The sequence below is a fragment of the Lacrimispora amygdalina genome, from assembly GCF_003432035.1.
Lineage (GTDB): Bacteria > Bacillota > Clostridia > Lachnospirales > Lachnospiraceae > Lacrimispora > Lacrimispora amygdalina.
In genome coordinates this window covers 34,883-52,106 of sequence record NZ_QOHO01000062.1, presented here as the reverse complement: position 1 = coordinate 52,106, position 17,224 = coordinate 34,883, and the positions used below count along the sequence as shown (strand labels likewise).

Sequence of the window (17,224 nt, the reverse complement as noted above, 5' to 3'; positions counted from 1 at the left end):
AGGAGACCATATCCCGGCACCTTCCTCTGGAATCCGCAGACGTGTTTTTTGTAAGCCTTGCTAGTATAGCATAATATTTTTAACGATGCAAGTAATTTTTTATATTTCATGTCCAAATCAGAAGATTTCTGTCCTTTATCCGCAAAAAAAGGTAATCATTGCTGATCACCTTTTTCAAGCATTTCTATGCACTATAAATCTTTTATGTCCCTGCGTTCCGGAATGATTTTTGTATTGCCTGCCTTGATGGATTTCAGTTCATCAAATACCACATCATTCAGGACCTTAATGTAAGTACCTTTCATACCGGAAGATCTGGATTCGATGACACCGGCACTTTCAAACTTCCGCAGCGCATTGACAATAACAGAACGGGTAATCCCAACACGGTCTGCAATTTTGCTTGCGACAAGAATGCCTTCATTTCCATCCAGTTCCTCGAAGATATGCGTGATCGCTTCCAGTTCCGAGAAGGATAAGGTGCTGATGGCTGATTTCACAATCTGTACCTTTCTGGTTTCTTCTGCATTCTCTTCGTTTACCGACCTCATCATCTCAAGTCCTACAACAGTAGTGCCGTATTCGCTTAAAATAATATCGTCTATGTCATACTGTGAATCCGATTTATAAATAAACAGAGTTCCAAGTCTCTCCCCTGCTATATCAATCGGCGTTATAATAGCCTGATATTTTCTGATGTCGTCACCGGTAAAACCAAGCGTTTCCAAGTTTACATTTTCTTTTGTAGACAGAATACTGAGCAGTCGTTCATTCAGCATAGTATCGACATAACCGCCTACCTGGTCTGCAATCAGTTCCTGAATCTCCTCGATGTCAGGCGTAAGACCTACGCCAAGCACCTTACCCTTCTTGCTGATAACAAGAATATTGGAATTCAGGATCTCGGTAAGCACTTCACAGATATCGTTAAATACGACCTTATGCGAATTATTATTATGCAATAATTTGTTAATTTTTCTAGTTTTGTCCAACAACTGTACGCTCATTGCCGAAAACCTCCTTTATAATTGATGTGAAATTTCGAAAAACGCTTTTAATAATTAAATATTAACACTATTATTTTCAAATAACAATAGTTTTTTGAAGATTTTCGATTTTCTTAATAATTTTTCTATTTGCCTATTTATCCGTGCTGTATCCGCACTGTTCATTGGAGCATAATAACTTATTACCTTTTTCAACCATATAGGAACCGCATTTAGGGCATTTCTGGGTGGAAGGCTTTTGCCATGACATAAAATCACAGTCAGGATTTGCCTCGCAGCCATAATAAATTCTGCCCTTCTTTGTCTTCTTAATCACTACATCCTTGCCGCACTTGGGACACGGAACTCCTGTCTTTTCCAGATAAGGTTTCGTATTCTTGCATTCCGGGAAACCGGGACATGCAAGGAATTTCCCGTGAGGTCCATATTTAATAACCATATTCCGGCCGCACAGTTCACAAACTTCTTCGGTCACTTCATCGGCTATGGTAACAGATTCAAGTTCTACCAGTGCCTTATCAACCGCATCCTTTAAATCAGGATAGAAATTTTTAACAACTGTCTTCCACTGTACCGTTCCATCTCCTACTTTATCAAGAAGATATTCCAGATTCGCAGTAAATGTAATGTCCACAATGCTGGGAAAGCTTTGTTTCATCATACTGTTGACAACTTCTCCCAGTTCTGTCACGTAAAGATTTTTATTTTCTTTTGCCACATACCGTCTGGCTATTATCGTTGTAATTGTAGGAGCATAAGTACTTGGACGTCCAATTCCCTGTTCTTCCATTGCTTTTACAAGCGATGCTTCCGTAAAATGAGCGGGGGGCTGGGTAAAATGCTGGCTGTTTTCCAGTTTCTCCAGTTTAAGTATACTGCCTTTTTCCAGATTGCCAAGAAGAATATTGTTTTCTTCTTTTTCTTCTTCCTGCACATAAACAGACATAAAACCATCAAATTGAAGTTTTGAAGCTGAAAGCGTAAATAAATAGTTTCCTGCTTTTACCTTCACAGAGGTAGTCTCATACACGGCCGGCTGCATTCTGCTGGCTGCAAATCTCTTCCAGATCAGCTGATAGAGGCGGAATAAATCTCTCTGAAGGGATTCTTTTACAATCACCGGTGTCAGGGCAATGTCTGTAGGACGAATCGCCTCGTGGGCATCCTGTATCTTAACATTGCTTTTTTTGTTCTGTTCTCCGTTTGCCAGATAACGGCTGCCGTACTGCTTCTCAATAAACTCCCTGGCTGCTACATCAGCCTCTTCTGCGATTCTGGTAGAATCAGTTCTCAAATAGGTGATAAGACCTACGGTGCCATGACCGGCAACCTCTACACCTTCATATAACTGCTGAGCCAGACGCATGGTCTTTTGAGTTGAAAAATTAAGTACCTTGGAAGCTTCCTGCTGAAGCGTACTGGTCGTAAATGGAATGGGCGCTTTCTTTACCCGTTCCCCTGCCTTTACCTCATCGACCTGGTATTCTTTATTATTAAGTCCGGCAAGTATGTTTTCCAGTTCTTCCTTATTATGAATGGTAATTCTTCCATTCTTGTCGCCATAGAATTTTGCCTTCAGTGTCTTCTTGCTTCCATCCTGCTTTAAGTCCGCATCCAGATTCCAGTATTCCTCCGGTATAAAAGCATTGATGTCCTCTTCCCGGTCGCAGATCAGACGGAGCGCCACAGACTGAACGCGTCCGGCACTCAATCCCCTTTTCACCTTGGCCCATAAAAGAGGGCTGATCATATATCCAACCATTCGGTCCAGAACTCTTCTGGCCTGCTGTGCATCCACCAGATCCATATCAATCGCTCTTGGAGTTTTTAAAGAAGTTTTCACCGCATTTTTGGTAATCTCATTAAAGCTGATCCGGTATACCTGTTTTTCTTTCAGCTCATCTAATTTCAGAGCTTTCATTAAATGCCAGGAAATCGCTTCTCCTTCACGGTCAGGGTCAGTTGCGAGATAAATCTTATCTGCTTTTTTTACTTCTTTTCTCAGTTTTGCAAGTATATCCCCTTTTCCCCTGATCGTTATATATTTTGGATCAAAATCATGTTCCACATCGATTCCCATCTGACTCTTGGGAAGATCCCTTACATGTCCATTGGAAGCATCTACTTCATAGTTCGCCCCAAGAAACTTTTTTATAGTTTTTACTTTTGCGGGTGACTCCACAATTACTAAACAGTTCGCCATACCAAACTCCTCGCCTATTGTTTCTTACCATAATATTGATGGGATGTCTGTATAATGCTGCCCTTTAATTCCAGTTCCAAAAGGACACCCATGCACTCGCTGACAGACAATCCGCTGCATCTCACAATCTCTTCCAGATTCTTCGGTTGCAAATCTAGGCAACTATACACCATTTTTTCTTTTTTGGCAAGCCTGTTCTTATTTTTTTCATGAACTCTTAATATTTTACCGCTTTGTAATTTAAAATATTCCAACACAGTTTCCGGAGACAGCAATACACCTGCCCCTTCCGAAATCAGGCAGTTACAGCCCGTACTTAAGGGGTCTGTCACCCTCCCCGGAAGGGCAAAAATCTCTTTTCCCTGTTCCAGTCCAAGATTAGCCGTAATCAGGGATCCGCTCTTTTCCCGGGCCTCGATTACAAGAATCACATCGGACAGCCCGCTTATGATCCGGTTTCTCATGGGAAAATTCTGAGGTTTTGGTGCTTCATCAGGCATGAATTCCGTTATAATGCCTCCGCAGTCTGCCATGCGTCTGTATAATCCGTAATTTTCTTTTGGGTAACAGATATTGATTCCGCACCCCAATACGCCGTACGTCTCCTGCCCCGCCTCAAGAGCGCCCTCATGTCCCGCTCCGTCTATTCCGTTTGCCAGACCGCTGATAATCGATATTCCCGCAGCGGATAGCTCCCTTGCTAAGAATACTGCCATCTGGCGTCCGTAATTGGTACAGTTTCTGGCTCCAATGATAGCTGCGGCAGGTTTCTCCTCTGGCGGCAGGTTTCCCTTTACAAAAAGCCCGACAGGGTATCCATAAACAGATAGAAGCCGCTTTGGATAATCATGATCAAAATGAGGGATAAAGCGTATTCCTCTTTTCTCTAATTGTTCCAGCTGGATACGAATGGATTTCATATGGGATTTTCGTTCTTCCAAAAGCGATATCTCACTTTGTTTTAAAAGCCCGCAGCCTTCCAGTTCCTTTCTTTCTATATTATATATCTTCTTATAACTTCCCATGTAATCATGCAGCTTTTTTATTTTCACCGCTCCAAGAAACGGAATGTGGGAAAGCCAGTACAGACATTCCCGTTCTTCCAGATTATCCATAAATACCTCCCCAGAACCTGCCTTCCCGGCTGCGCAGACCGGCAGCTTCGGCCAGATGGTTTTTTGTCATTTTTTCAGCGCCTTCCAGATCTGCAATGGTTCTTGCAATTTTTAGGATTTTCTCATATCCCCTGACACTGAGTCCCATTGATTCATAGATTTGCTTTAGAAACAGCTCTTCTGCTTTATCCAGGCAGCAGAATCGTTCCAGATCCGTTTTCTTCATAAAACTGTTAAAATGTATTCTTGTGCCCTTAAACCGCTCCATCTGCATGGATCTTGCCTGCTCTATACGGATTCTGATGGATGCGGAGGCTTCCCCTTTTTCTCCCTGCTTCAAATCCTTATAACTGACCGGACTTGATTCAGCACAGATATCAAATCTGTCCAGTATTGGTTTTGAGATTCTTCCCAGATATTTGTTTACCTGGCTTTCAGAACATCTGCACTTCGTTCTGTCCGGATAAAATCCACAAGGACATGGGTTCATTGCAGCCGCCAATAGAAATTTTGCAGGAAATCTATAAGCCCCGTGAGTTCTTGTAATGGTGATTTCCCCCTCTTCCAGAGGCTGTCTTAAAATCTCAATGGTGGATTTTTGAAATTCGGTCAATTCATCCAGAAATAATACACCGCCCGAAGCCAGAGTTAACTCTCCCGGCTTTGGAATGCGTCCGCCCCCTGCAAGTGCCTGAGGGCTGATGGTATGATGCGGACTGCGAAAGGGCCGGGTACTCATAACGGGATTCTCCCCGGAAAGCAGACCGCAAACACTGTATATTTTAGAGATTTCCATGATTTCTTCAAAACAAAGAGATGGCATGATGGTGGGAATTCGTTTGGCAAACATGGTTTTTCCTGTCCCTGCAGGACCGATATACATAATGTTATGCATTCCCGCTGCAGCAACTTCAGTGGCACGTCTTAAAAACGGCTGGCCTCCTATGTCTGAAAAATCCACATCATAATTTTTTCCAGCAGATCCAGGCAGCTTTTGATCAGCAGGGAACTCCGGCAGTTTTCTTATACCATTTAAGTAATCTGTCAAATCCTTTAAGGTATCCAGTCCCACAACCTGTATACCAGTTGTAACTGATCCTTCTCCCCTGTTCTCTCTGGGAAGATAGCATACTGTCTTTCCGTCCTTTTTTGCAGCGAGAACAATAGAAAGCGCCCCGGGCACAGGTTTTACTGTACCATCCAGCCCCAGTTCTCCGGAAAATACACAGTTCGACAAACCAGAAGACCGGATCATACCAGAAGCAGATAAAATTGCAATTGCAATGGGAAGATCAAAAGCAGTCCCTTCTTTTCTGATATCTGCAGGAGAGAGATTGATGGTTATCTTTTTGGCAGGAATGCGAAAGCCCGAGTTTTTAAGGGCAGTTCTGACTCTGTCCTGTGCCTCCTTTACCTGGGAAGAAAGATAACCCACCATAGAGAACCCAGGCAGCCCGTCGCTGACATCCGCCTCCACAAGAATCGGGACCCCCTCTACGCCAATAATACCAATACTATGAACTTTACTATACAATTAAACGCTCCTTTCAAATATAAAGGAAATAAAAATGGAAATTCATGCAGAAATGCACTTGGAATATCCGGAACCGGATTAAATTTATGATAACTTAAAAAGCAGAAAAAGGCAACTATTTTCTCACTTTTTCTGCTTTTTCCAAGAAATATTGACATCACTGTCAAACCCCGTCAGACATCCCTTATCCCATTGGAAAATTCAGGCATATATGGCCTGAAGCGGAGAGGCATATGATTAAGCTGACAGACCGGATTTGTACGTTCTTTAATAGAAATGCTCTTCCTGAAGCGTCTGAAAAGATCTTCGTATTCATCCTCTTTTTCCGATTTTGTAATCTTATCTTCCCATTGGGGTGACAAAAAATCGGTCAGATACCAGGGACGGAATGCCGGATGGAGAACGGCCTTTTTTCTGTTTGCATCATATATTACCCAGTTCTCACCTGAGAGGCGATCTGCAAAATGTGGTGCAAGAAGAACAATTATGTCATTCTTCGGGCCAATCTGGCTTACCAGTAAGTCTCCTTCCATCTCCAAAAAGCGGACAAAACCAGTCAGATGGTGTGTCTCATTATCGACAAAGCGGCACATATGAAATATGTCGTAAACAGCCTGAATCTGAAGCATGCTGACAATACTTGCTCCTGTATGAAATCCCCAGATCAGAAAGCGGTATATCTTATCTGCACGATCCAAATCATTACTTAAAGCGGCTTTGTAAACAACTTCATAGGCTTCCTCGGAAATCTTAGTTCTAATTGCTGCTATCACTTTATCAGACTTTTGGGAATCAATGGGCACCTCTTCATACTGGCAGAACAGTTCCATGGTAATACCGTCATCCTTAAGCCGCAGCATCACATTGTCGTGACCTTTCTTACTGGCCCACGCGGTATAAACACCGCTTAAAATCCCTTCTATACTGCTGTCACAAAGATATACCGTCTTCATACCATAATTCCTCCGGAGCCTGCCGGTGCCAGCAGACTGGTATCGTCAAACAGGGAAAGCTGGCGGTAAGTTGCTGTAGAGCTGATATCCCAGACACTTCTCCGTTCATCACCTACCAGGTGGCTGGATATATAATCCTCTTCAATCTTTACAGGATACATCATCTTACCAGAACAGGTAATAAAATAATGAGCTCTTTTCAGTACTACCCCCATCTTTTTTAAAGCCTCAAAATCCAATATTCCGTTCCGTCTGGCAGCCAGTATTCGTTTCACAGACTTCACTCCCATACCAGGAACTCTCAGAAGAGTGAAATAATCAGCACGGTTTACTTCCACCGGAAACTGCTCCAGATGCCTGAGTGCCCAGTCACACTTGGGATCCAGAAGAACATTAAAATTAGGACGCTCTTCGGAAAGAAGTTCTCCTGCCTGAAAGCCATAAAAACGCATCAGCCAGTCCGCCTGATAAAGCCTGTGTTCTCTCAAAAGCGGGGGGCCTCCCGGAAGGGCAGGGAGGCTGCTGTCCTGATTAACCGGCACAAATGCAGAATAAAATACTCTTTTCAGATCATAATTCTTATACAGCGCCTCTGCTACCATCATCATCTGATAGTCATTCTCGGGTGTAGCGCCGACGATCATCTGTGTGCTCTGGCCAGCCGGTACAAAAGCAGGAGTCTTTTTATATTCCATCAATTCATAGCGATTGGTCACGATTCCATTCTGAATCTGCTTCATGGGCTTTAATATCTTGTCACGGTTCTTCCCGGGAGCCAGCTTTTTCAGTCCTTCTGCTGTGGGCAGTTCTAAGTTAATGCTCATACGGTCTGCAAGAAACCCTGTCTTTTCAATCAATAACGGATCTGCTCCCGGAATTGCTTTTACATGAATATAACCATGAAAATGATACTCCTCCCTCAGCTTTTTTAAGGTCTGGTAAATGAGGTCCATGGTATAATCAGCACTGTTTAAAACACCGGAACTCAGAAACAGACCTTCAATATAATTACGGCGGTAAAACTGTATGGTAAGCTGACAAACCTCCTCCGGTGTAAACGCAGTACGGACTACGTCATTGGAAGATCTGTTGATGCAGTATTTGCAATCGTAAATACACTGATTTGTAAATAATATCTTGAGCAGAGAGATACACCTGCCATCTGCCGAAAAGCTGTGGCAGATACCTGCCTTGCTGGCATTGCCGATGGTTCCTGCCTTCCCTTTGCGGTCCACTCCGCTGGAAGTACAGGCTACATCATACTTGGCAGCATCTGATAATATCTCTAATTTTTCCTGAACACTTAACGCTTCCTGTATTAGCATCTCTTCACCTCGAACATTTGTTCTTAATAAGGATTTTAGCATACTTATTAAAAGATTTCAAGCATTTTCGAATATATGTTCTCTCTTTAAACAGATTTTTATTCATTATCGTATTCAGGAAGCGAACAACAGAAAAAGACGGCGAATTTCCCCGTCTCTGTCTGTTATCAAACCGTTACCGGTTATCGTTATTCTTCAAATCCGCCCGGATTATTCTTCTGCCAGTTCCAGGAATCCCGGCACATCTCTTTCAGCCCCCGCTCGGCTTTCCAGCCAAGCTCCTTCTCCGCTTTCGAAGGATCTGCATAACATGTTGGGATATCTCCAGGTCTGCGTTCCATAATGGTATAAGGAATCTTTAAATCATTGGCTTCTTCAAACGCGCCAATAACATCAAGAACACTGTATCCGATCCCGGTTCCCAGATTGTAGATCCACACACCGCCTGCCTGTTTTGACATGGCATTTAAAGCCTTAACGTGACCCACAGCCAGATCAACTACATGAATATAGTCCCTGACACAGGTTCCATCCGGCGTATGATAGTCATTGCCGAATACTCCCAGACGCTCCAGTTTTCCTACCGCCACCTGAGTAATATAAGGAAGAAGGTTATTGGGCGTCCCTTTCGGATCTTCCCCAATCCGGCCGGATTCATGAGCTCCGATGGGATTGAAGTAGCGTAATAACATAACATTCCACTCCGGATCTGCCGTATTTAAATCAGTCAGGATCTGCTCCAGCATTCCCTTGGTTCTTCCATAAGGATTGGTAATGTCTCCCTTGGGACATTCTTCCGTGATGGGTACAAATTCCGGATCTCCATATACTGTCGCAGAAGAACTGAACACAATACTTTTCACTCCGTGTTTTCTCATAACATCACAAAGCACTAAAGTTCCTGTAATGTTATTATGATAATATTCAAGCGGCTTGTAGACGGATTCGCCCACTGCCTTCAATCCTGCAAAATGAATGACACCATCAATGGATTCTTTTTCAAAGATCTGCTCCAGAGCTTCCCGGTCCAGTAAATCCGCCTCATAAAAATTCAGCTTTTTTCCTGTAATTTCCATTACACGTTTCATGGATTCCCTGCTTGAATTACAAAGATTGTCAACCACTACTACCTCTAAACCGGCATTGAGCAGTTCCACACACGTATGACTTCCTATGTATCCTGCACCACCGGTAACTAATATCGCCATGTTAACTTCCTCCTTTAAAATGTCCTGAAACTATTATAAGCAGGAATCCGGAAAATAACAATGTAGAATTTCTTAAAAACCTATGATTTTTATCTGATTTTTTCTATTTAAATATAGAAGCAAAAAAACTAAAAATGCTTTTAAATATGTTTCCTATGCGGTGAAACACACTGCCATCCGGGTGGAAATCTTCATCCACTTTCACATCTTCATCTTCTTCCTCCTGCTTGATTTCTCCAGTTCTCAGTATGATTTGAATGCTCTTTGGCGATGGATTCCTTAATGATGTCATGGAAACAGGTTTCGCTTCTAAATCGATATTTAACAGGGTAGTATCCTCAGTGGTATATTCATCCCACTTATCATCAACCGTATTTTTTATGGTATCCTTGGCATTTCTCAAAATTTCAGTCTGATCAAGACCATTTCCTGCAACATCCAGGGTATCAGCCAGACCGTTTAAAGTCTTTTGCGTGCTGCCATTGAAAGAATTACCCACTGTCTTCATCTGATTTTCCAGAGAGCGGAAGAATACATTCATGGAATCAATGCTTCTTGATGCACTGTCTGTCATCTCTCCCATATCTGTCAGCGTATTAAGCATCTCATCATGATGGCGGTTTAAAATTCCATTCAGTTCTTCCGCATTTCCAATCAGGTCATCCGCAGTATCGCATAGTTTTCCAATGGCATCGGACGATTGTATTACACCGTCTGCCGCACCGCTAATATGATTTCTTTCCGAATAGAGATCACCAAGAAGAACGTTTGTAAAGCCAAGGAACTTTGTCATATCATCGGTCAGTGCAGCTCCGCTTCCTGCCAGCTGTGGCAGTATCTGTACGAGTGGCGCTGCAGCTTTTAGTGCAGCCTTTGAAGCAGAACTGGGGGAAGCAATGCTTCCTGTTCCCAGTGCAGAAGTTAAATAATCGGTTAATGCGTTGATTTCTGTAACAGAATAGTCCTTCTCATTAAATAAATAGGAGGAAATTTCATCCTCGTCAGCCAGACCTTCCTCTGTGACGTCATAAAGCAGTTCTTCCAGTTCCTCATCCCCCAGTCCCTGTGCCGATGCGCTGAGAGATCCGGTTAAAGCCGTCAGCTGGGGAAGTATTTGTGCAAGCGTCTCAAGTTCCTTTGCCAGCGCCTGCTGCTGGTCTGTCAGCTTATTTAAATGTTCCTGTGTCTTATCAAGCTGTTTTAAAAACATCTGGCTTTTCATTCCGGCTTCCGGTGAATTTCCCAGTTTCTGCAATTCTTCCAGTTCATCTCTGAGTTTCCTTACCCCCTCCTGTAAATCATTTAAATCAGGAGAGAGATCACTTAAAATTTCAGTTAAATGATTCGTCTGGCTTCTTAAATCATTTAACGCAGTTTTGGCATTCTGGGTATGATTGTAAAACGGTCTTAGCGTCTTAGACAATCCATCAAGTGCAGCCAGCGCTTCATCTGCATTCGCATAGACCTTTCCCTTGGAATCTGCCACAATCTGTCTGGTTTTATCCAGACCTCTGATTCCATCTGATGTGCTGTCAATGCTGTTCTTCATCTGATCCATGGTATTCAGCACCACATCCAGGCTGTCACTGATGGCATCTGCGGAATCTTCCATGGTTTCCTTAGCCTCCCGCAAATCTTTCACTTTGTCAAGCTGGCTGACCGTCAGTGGGACCATGGCAAATACAATTCCGGAGAATTTAAAATTATCCGTACCAATGCGAATGGTATAATGTCCGTCTTCTCCGGGAAGAGCAAAGAAAACCACCGTGCTTAAATTTCCTACTGTCTGCACCTGCGCTCCCTCAGCCTCCAGGCTTAAGTTTTTATCCATATCCACAACAGCACTGCCCATCAATGTCATATTGTTTTTATAGAAATCAGAAAGTCCTTCATTGGGCGCCAGGTCCACATTCACTTCGATCAGACCCTTTTCCCCTGCCAGTTCTTCCGCTTTTTTCTCCACTCCGTTCAGCCTGTAACTGACTGTAATATTCCATGGCAGCTCTTTTTTTTCCGTTTTTGTCTGTCCTTCAAAATAGAATCTGTTTTCGCCTGCTTCCGGTGTAAAAGTTACTGAGCCGTCGGCCCCCGCCACCGGTTTGGAATGATCCGTTAAATTAATGACCTTTTCATAATTCCCGTAATCTACCAGCGGCTCATTCCCATTTAATCGGTAGATCTTTACCACGCTGCTTTCCTTTATTTCTCCATAGGGATCCATTGTCACGTAAAGAGTTTCATCGCATGGAGGCTGTATTTGCGATGCCAATGGCACCTGTACGGACTGAATGGAGATAACAGCCGCCAGCCCTATGGGAAATATTTTTTTATGCCTGTTCATTTGCATCCCCTCCTTTTAACTTTCCTCTTACTTTTGTGTATTTTAAACGCCGTCTCTCTTTTCGTCGGGACGCCCGCTCCTGCTGTTTTTGTATCTGTTTGTCAAACAGACTGAGTAACGCCGGTAAGAGAGACAGTACCAATACCATGCTGAGAATCGCTCCTCTGCCCACAAGACGTCCTACCTGGGAGATGGCCTGAATGGAGGACGTAAAAAACAGGAGATAACCCACTACGGTTAATATCCCTCCCGATGTAAGTATGGATAAGGTGCTCTTTGAAATGGCAGCCATTGCTGAATCCGTGTTATTCATGGTTTTTCTGAAACCAAGATAGTTATTGGTCATCAATATGGAATAGTCAATGGTAGCCCCCAGCTGAAGGCAGCTTACTATGATATAGCCGATATACACCATACTGTCTCCCATCACATAGGGCAGAGTCATATTTAAATAGATTGCAACCTCGATTGGAATAATAACAAGAATCGGCACCAGTACAGCCTGAAAAGTTACTAAGACTACAAGCGCAACCCCCGCCAGGGAAAGGAGGGATACCTTATTATAATCATCAGTTAAAATATCACGGATATCAATTGTGGTGGGCGTCATACCAATTACATATGCATCATTGGGATAAAATTCACGAATTACATTCTCAAGCTTTTGACTGCAATCGAAGGCATACTGACTTTCCTGAACGGTATTCATAGATATAAGGAATCTGGCATAGTGGCTGCTTCTTAACTGCTTACTGACCTTATCCGGCAGGAAGCTTTCAGGAATCCCTTTCGGTATCGTTCCTGACATGGAAATGGCGTAATTAACAAAATCCAGATCCTCCAGTGTATCTGTCAGCTGCCTTTCCGTCACCACGGAACCATTTGGTACGATTCCAATCACCATGTTGGATTTTCCAAATTCCTCATTAATCTTTCTGGTGTCCTCATAAACTCTTGTTCCCGGACCTGCGCCGATGGCATCATCACCATAGTAAAAGGCATTCATGCTCTGGCCAAAGTAACAGGGAACAGCCAGAATCAGTGCTGTTATAAACACGGGTTTCCTTATTCTGTTCATCAGCCTTGCAAAACGGTCAAAAGGAGGCACAAACGGTTTATGCGCCGTCTTTTCTATCATTCTGTTAAAATGCAGGATCAGAGTCGGCATGAGAAACAGCACCGTTGCCAGACTGCAGATAATCCCTTTTGTCAGCACAAATCCCACATCTTTGCCAATGGTGAAACGCATAAATGCAATGACTATAAACCCGACAATCGTAGTTGCTCCGCTGGCTAAAATGGAACTGCAGGATTCCTTTATTGCCATTTCCATGGCTTTGTTTATTTCTATACCGGTATTTTTTATTGCAGTGAATGTATGTAATAGAAAAATCGAATAGTCCATAGAGACTGCCAGCTGTAAAATAGCCGCTGTTGAAAACGTGAAAAATGATATGGTTCCAAACATCAGGTTTGACCCCATATTCAATATAATTGCGATTACCATAATTAAGATAAACAGGAATGGTTCCATCCATGACGTAGTCGTAAGCGTCAGGATCAGCCAGATGATCACCAGTGCCATACCAATCGCTATGGTAATCTCATGTGTAATGGATTCCTCCCTCTCTTTACTGGATACCGCACTTCCGGCAAAACATCCCCGGTCCTTTCCTACAATCCTGTATATCTCTTCTACACCGGAACGGGTAAGCGGATTGTCATCCCCGTTTTTGAAAATCACGTCCATCAATGCATTCCCATTGCGGTAATAGTCTTTCATGGAAAACACATCAACAGAGGCCAAATCCGTCAGTCCTTCATTTGCAAAAGATGCTCCCATATATACATCCGTTGCAAGATCAGGTCCGACCACCACATCCACTCCCTCCAGATCTGAAATTTCACTTCTGATCCGCTTTGCTTCCTGAAGACTTACGTCCCGAACCATGATCCGGGCCATGCCGGGATATCCAAACTCATCTTCCATCACGTCCAGCGCCTGCTTCGTCTGGGCAAACTGCGGCAGATATTTGCTTAAATCATAATTAACTTTCACAAAAGGAAAACACACTGCACAGATAATGGTACCGGCAAAAAAAACACTTTCAATTAATTTTCCCTTAAAAACAATAAAATGTACTAATTTGTCGAAAAAAGTACTGTTTTTTTTCATATCCCCCTCCATTTATAATCGATAATCTACTAATGGATACTTTATTGACTTTTCAACATGTGTATATTATAATACTAGTGTATATAACATTCAATAATCAATCTATTCAAATACATCTATTAATAATCACAGATTATTTTTCCGGCATAATACTCAACACATTTCAAAATATCGTCAATCAGAACCAAAGAATACGCCAAAGTGCGAAGGGAGGAGTTGTATGGATAAGCAAAAGCAGGATCGACGCATACGAAAAACTCAGAGACTATTAAAGGAAAGTCTTCTGGAACTTATGGAGAAAAAGGATATTAAAAATATTTCCGTAAAGGATATCACGGAACTGGCTGATTTAAACAGGGGAACCTTCTATCTTCATTACGCAGATACATACAGTCTTTTGCAGGAAATGGAAACAGAAGTATTAAATGATTTTCAAAATATGGTAAACAACTATCGGGAAGCATTTAAAAAAGCCTCACTCATGCCAGTTATTATCCCCATCATTCAATATATTGAAGAGAACAAAAAGATATGTAATATCCTTTTTGAGAACAGCTCTTCCAATGATTTTGTAAATCGCTTCCACACTCTTATTTTAAAAAATGGAACTGCCATTATTAAAGAACAATACCCCGACGCCAGGGATGTTACCTTAAACTACTTCCTGGAATTCATTACATACGGCCTTACGGGGGTATTAAAGCAGTGGCTGAATACAGATATGCAGGAGCCGAAAGAAGAAGTTGCAGAATTTGTGGATAAGGTGATTATGGGAACTGCAAAAAATCTTCTGATCATATAATTGTATGATAAATTTAAGACAAACCTTATGTTTCAATAAGCTTTAACCGATATATGGTTAGTGAAGTTTTGTAACTGCATCTAATTTTACAGTATTAAATATTACATAAGGATGATCATTATGCCTACTAAGAAAACAAAAATAAAAGAACCCAAAACAAAGCTTAAAAAGCCTAAGGCTGCAAAAGTGAAGAAGGAAAAGCCTGCAAAAGCCGGGAAAAAGTCTTTATTGCCAAAGAACAAAAGAGTTGTTGTTTTGCTGGTTGCAGCCCTGTTCATAGTAATTATCGGAGCTGCCCAGGCCATTATTCTGCTGTCCGTAAGAAATAAGAATACCGTTAAAGAAAAGGTGGCCAAATCACCGGAATATTATTTCTCAAAGGATGAAGATATATCCTCGTTTACCGCAATCGTGGGCGACCGCACCTACGAAGAGCCTAAATCCGTTCCGGAAAGTTCAAAGGAAACTGAAAAATCAGACACTGACAAGAAGGAGTCCGATGCAGAAGGCAAAGCAGCTTCTGAAGGTGATACTTCTGCTGCAGACCAGCAGAAAGACACATATAAATATATAAATCTGGACGATCCCTCTGCAGATTTAAAAAGCTATAAAAATTACCTGGAGACTCAGAAAAGTTTTATCGATGTAACTGAGGAAAGCTCAGCAGCAGAAACCACAGAAAGTGAAACAAACAGTGAAAATTCGGAATGCTATCAGCTTGCCGGTCCGTCCAGTGATTCCAAGTCTTATCTTTCCATCACTCTGGAATCCGAAGGCGACAGCGTGACTGTAACAGCAGGCAAAGGCAGTGAATCCTGGAATGACTATTTTAAAAATCAGTGGAATCAGCAGAAAAAAGTAATCTCCGATATAAAAAAGCAGCCCAAATCCGAAACCTCGATTGAACAGGCTGAAAACACCGTACGCTCCCAGGGACAGGAAAAGCTAAAGCTTACAGAGAGTGCGGATTCTTACCAGTTCATAGCATCTCCCGGTATCTCTAAGATAGATGGAAAAGACTACTACACGGTACGGACTTACAAACGGATGCCAGACAACACACTAACCTATGTTGCTACCTATTTGTATGACTGCGCCGACAACAGCGTTAGCTTTCAATTTGATGAGATAACCGGACAAACCACCCCGCTGGGGTAACTAAAAAAAGCAGGACAAATCAGTAATTATTACTGAACTGCCCTGCTTTCTATTATGATTATGATTTTATTATATTCTGGTACCAGTAAAAACTGTCCTTCGGTATTCTTCTCTGGGTTTCGTAGTCAACATAGACGATTCCAAACCGGTCATCATAGCCCTTCTCCCATTCAAAATTATCAAGAAAACTCCACAAAAAGTACCCTTCCACTTCCGCTCCGTCTAAAACTGCGCGCTTCAGTTCAGACAGATGGCGTGCCAGGTAATCAATTCTGCCCGGATCATGCACACCTCCATCTAAAGATATCACATCCAGTGCAGACATTCCATTCTCTGTGATAAATAACGGCAGATGGTAGGTATTGTAAAAGTTCTTTACTGCCCAGTACATGGCTTTCGGAGTAATGGGCCAGCCCATTCCAGTCTTCCCATGTCCTGCAGGAAGCTTCCCAAGAACGATCTCCCCCGTCTCAGATAAGGACACAGAGGTGCCCTGATAGAGATTCATTCCGCAAAAATCAAGAGGCTGGCCAATCAGACGCTGCTCTTGCTCAGTCAGCTGCGGTAAATCACTGCCAAATAAACCTCTGCATTGTTCATGAAACCTTCCCTTTAAAAACAGCTCATTCCAGAATGCAGAAGAAAAAAGCCAGTCATCCGCTCTTATTGAATTTTGCAGTTCTCCTGCTTTTGCTGCCAGAAAATCGGTTTCTTCCACGGGCCAGTAAGCATTGCCGCAGGTAGGTGCATATCCTACCCGGCAATCTGGTACCAGTTCCCGTAATTTAACCACAGATTTTCCATGTGCCAGGGCAATATTCCGGCACATGGAAAGGATTCTTCCAGCCGGATATTTAATTCCCGGAGCATGGGTGCATTTATCATATCCAAGCCAGGTAAATATCTGTGGTTCATTAAACGTAATATAATTCTTTACCCGGTTTCCAAATGTTTTTGCAACAACCTCTGTATACGAAACAAACCACTCTGGGCTCTCTGGGTTTAGCCAGCCGCCCTGCATCTCCAGCTCATTGGGATAATCCCAATGAAACAGGGTTACATATGGCGTAATATGATATTTCAGCAGTTCATCCACCAGATCGGAATAGAACCGCAGCCCTTTTTCATTAACGTTTCCGTTTCCATAGGGTATGATTCTTGGCCAGGAAACAGAAAAGCGGTAAGCTCCTACTCCAAGCTCTGCAAGCAGAGCAACATCCTCTTTCATCCGGTGGTAATGATCACATGCCACTTCTCCTGTATGTCCCTCGAAAATTCTGCCTTTCTCTTTTACAAACACATCCCATACAGAAAGCCCCTTTCCATCCTCAAAGGCTGCTCCTTCTATCTGATAGGATGAGGTTGCGGTCCCCCATATAAAGTCTTTTTTCCAGTCCATCCT

The 17,224-nt window shown here is 42.7% G+C and carries 12 protein-coding genes; 2 read left to right on the top strand and 10 right to left on the bottom strand.

Translation table 11 applies throughout. The features are described from left to right. Nucleotides 1-191: 191 nt before the first annotated feature. From codY to DS742_RS18500, 9 genes are all read right to left on the bottom strand, one after another. On the bottom strand, nucleotides 192-1,007 hold the full coding sequence (gene codY, locus DS742_RS18540; RefSeq protein ID WP_117418460.1) for a GTP-sensing pleiotropic transcriptional regulator CodY: 816 nt from the start codon (nucleotides 1,005-1,007) through the stop codon (nucleotides 192-194). 133 nt (nucleotides 1,008-1,140) lie between these two features. After that, nucleotides 1,141-3,210, bottom strand: a complete 2,070-nt coding sequence (gene topA / locus DS742_RS18535; RefSeq protein WP_117418459.1) for a type I DNA topoisomerase — start codon at nucleotides 3,208-3,210, stop codon at nucleotides 1,141-1,143. A 14-nt stretch (nucleotides 3,211-3,224) separates the two neighbouring features. After that, complete coding sequence (gene dprA, locus DS742_RS18530; RefSeq protein ID WP_117418458.1) at nucleotides 3,225-4,325, bottom strand: DNA-processing protein DprA; 1,101 nt, start codon at nucleotides 4,323-4,325, stop codon at nucleotides 3,225-3,227. Further along, entirely contained in the window at nucleotides 4,318-5,859 is a 1,542-nt protein-coding gene (locus DS742_RS18525) for a YifB family Mg chelatase-like AAA ATPase (RefSeq protein ID WP_117418457.1), read from the bottom strand. Before DS742_RS18525 ends, dprA begins: the two co-directional genes overlap by 8 nt. 173 nt (nucleotides 5,860-6,032) lie before the next feature. Beyond that, entirely contained in the window at nucleotides 6,033-6,812 is a 780-nt protein-coding gene (locus tag DS742_RS18520) for a TIGR03915 family putative DNA repair protein (RefSeq protein ID WP_117418456.1), read from the bottom strand. Beyond that, a complete protein-coding gene (locus tag DS742_RS18515) occupies nucleotides 6,809-8,137 on the bottom strand; it encodes a putative DNA modification/repair radical SAM protein (protein ID WP_117418455.1) in 1,329 nt (442 codons plus the stop codon). Before DS742_RS18515 ends, DS742_RS18520 begins: the two co-directional genes overlap by 4 nt. Before the next feature lie 188 nt (nucleotides 8,138-8,325). Continuing rightward, the gene (gene galE / locus DS742_RS18510; protein ID WP_117418454.1) at nucleotides 8,326-9,345 is read right to left on the bottom strand and encodes a UDP-glucose 4-epimerase GalE; all 1,020 of its coding nucleotides are present in this window, start codon (nucleotides 9,343-9,345) and stop codon (nucleotides 8,326-8,328) included. 103 nt (nucleotides 9,346-9,448) lie between these two features. Beyond that, entirely contained in the window at nucleotides 9,449-11,686 is a 2,238-nt protein-coding gene (locus DS742_RS18505; RefSeq protein WP_117418453.1) for a hypothetical protein, read from the bottom strand. Next, nucleotides 11,673-13,862 carry an efflux RND transporter permease subunit gene (locus DS742_RS18500; protein ID WP_117418452.1) on the bottom strand — a complete coding sequence of 730 codons (2,190 nt, stop codon included), beginning with the start codon at nucleotides 13,860-13,862 and terminating at the stop codon, nucleotides 11,673-11,675. The genes DS742_RS18505 and DS742_RS18500 overlap by 14 nt, the downstream gene beginning before the upstream one ends. 220 nt (nucleotides 13,863-14,082) lie before the next feature. Here DS742_RS18500 and DS742_RS18495 point away from each other — a divergent pair, with 220 nt between their 5' ends. Beyond that, nucleotides 14,083-14,664, top strand: a complete 582-nt coding sequence (locus DS742_RS18495) for a TetR/AcrR family transcriptional regulator (RefSeq protein ID WP_117418451.1) — start codon at nucleotides 14,083-14,085, stop codon at nucleotides 14,662-14,664. Nucleotides 14,665-14,784: 120 nt separating this feature from the next. Next, a complete protein-coding gene (locus DS742_RS18490; protein ID WP_117418450.1) occupies nucleotides 14,785-15,822 on the top strand; it encodes a hypothetical protein in 1,038 nt (345 codons plus the stop codon). Nucleotides 15,823-15,880: 58 nt separating this feature from the next. On the opposite strand, the gene DS742_RS18485 is transcribed toward DS742_RS18490, so the two are convergent. Beyond that, a complete protein-coding gene (locus tag DS742_RS18485) occupies nucleotides 15,881-17,221 on the bottom strand; it encodes a GH1 family beta-glucosidase (RefSeq protein ID WP_117418449.1) in 1,341 nt (446 codons plus the stop codon). Nucleotides 17,222-17,224 lie beyond the last annotated feature (3 nt).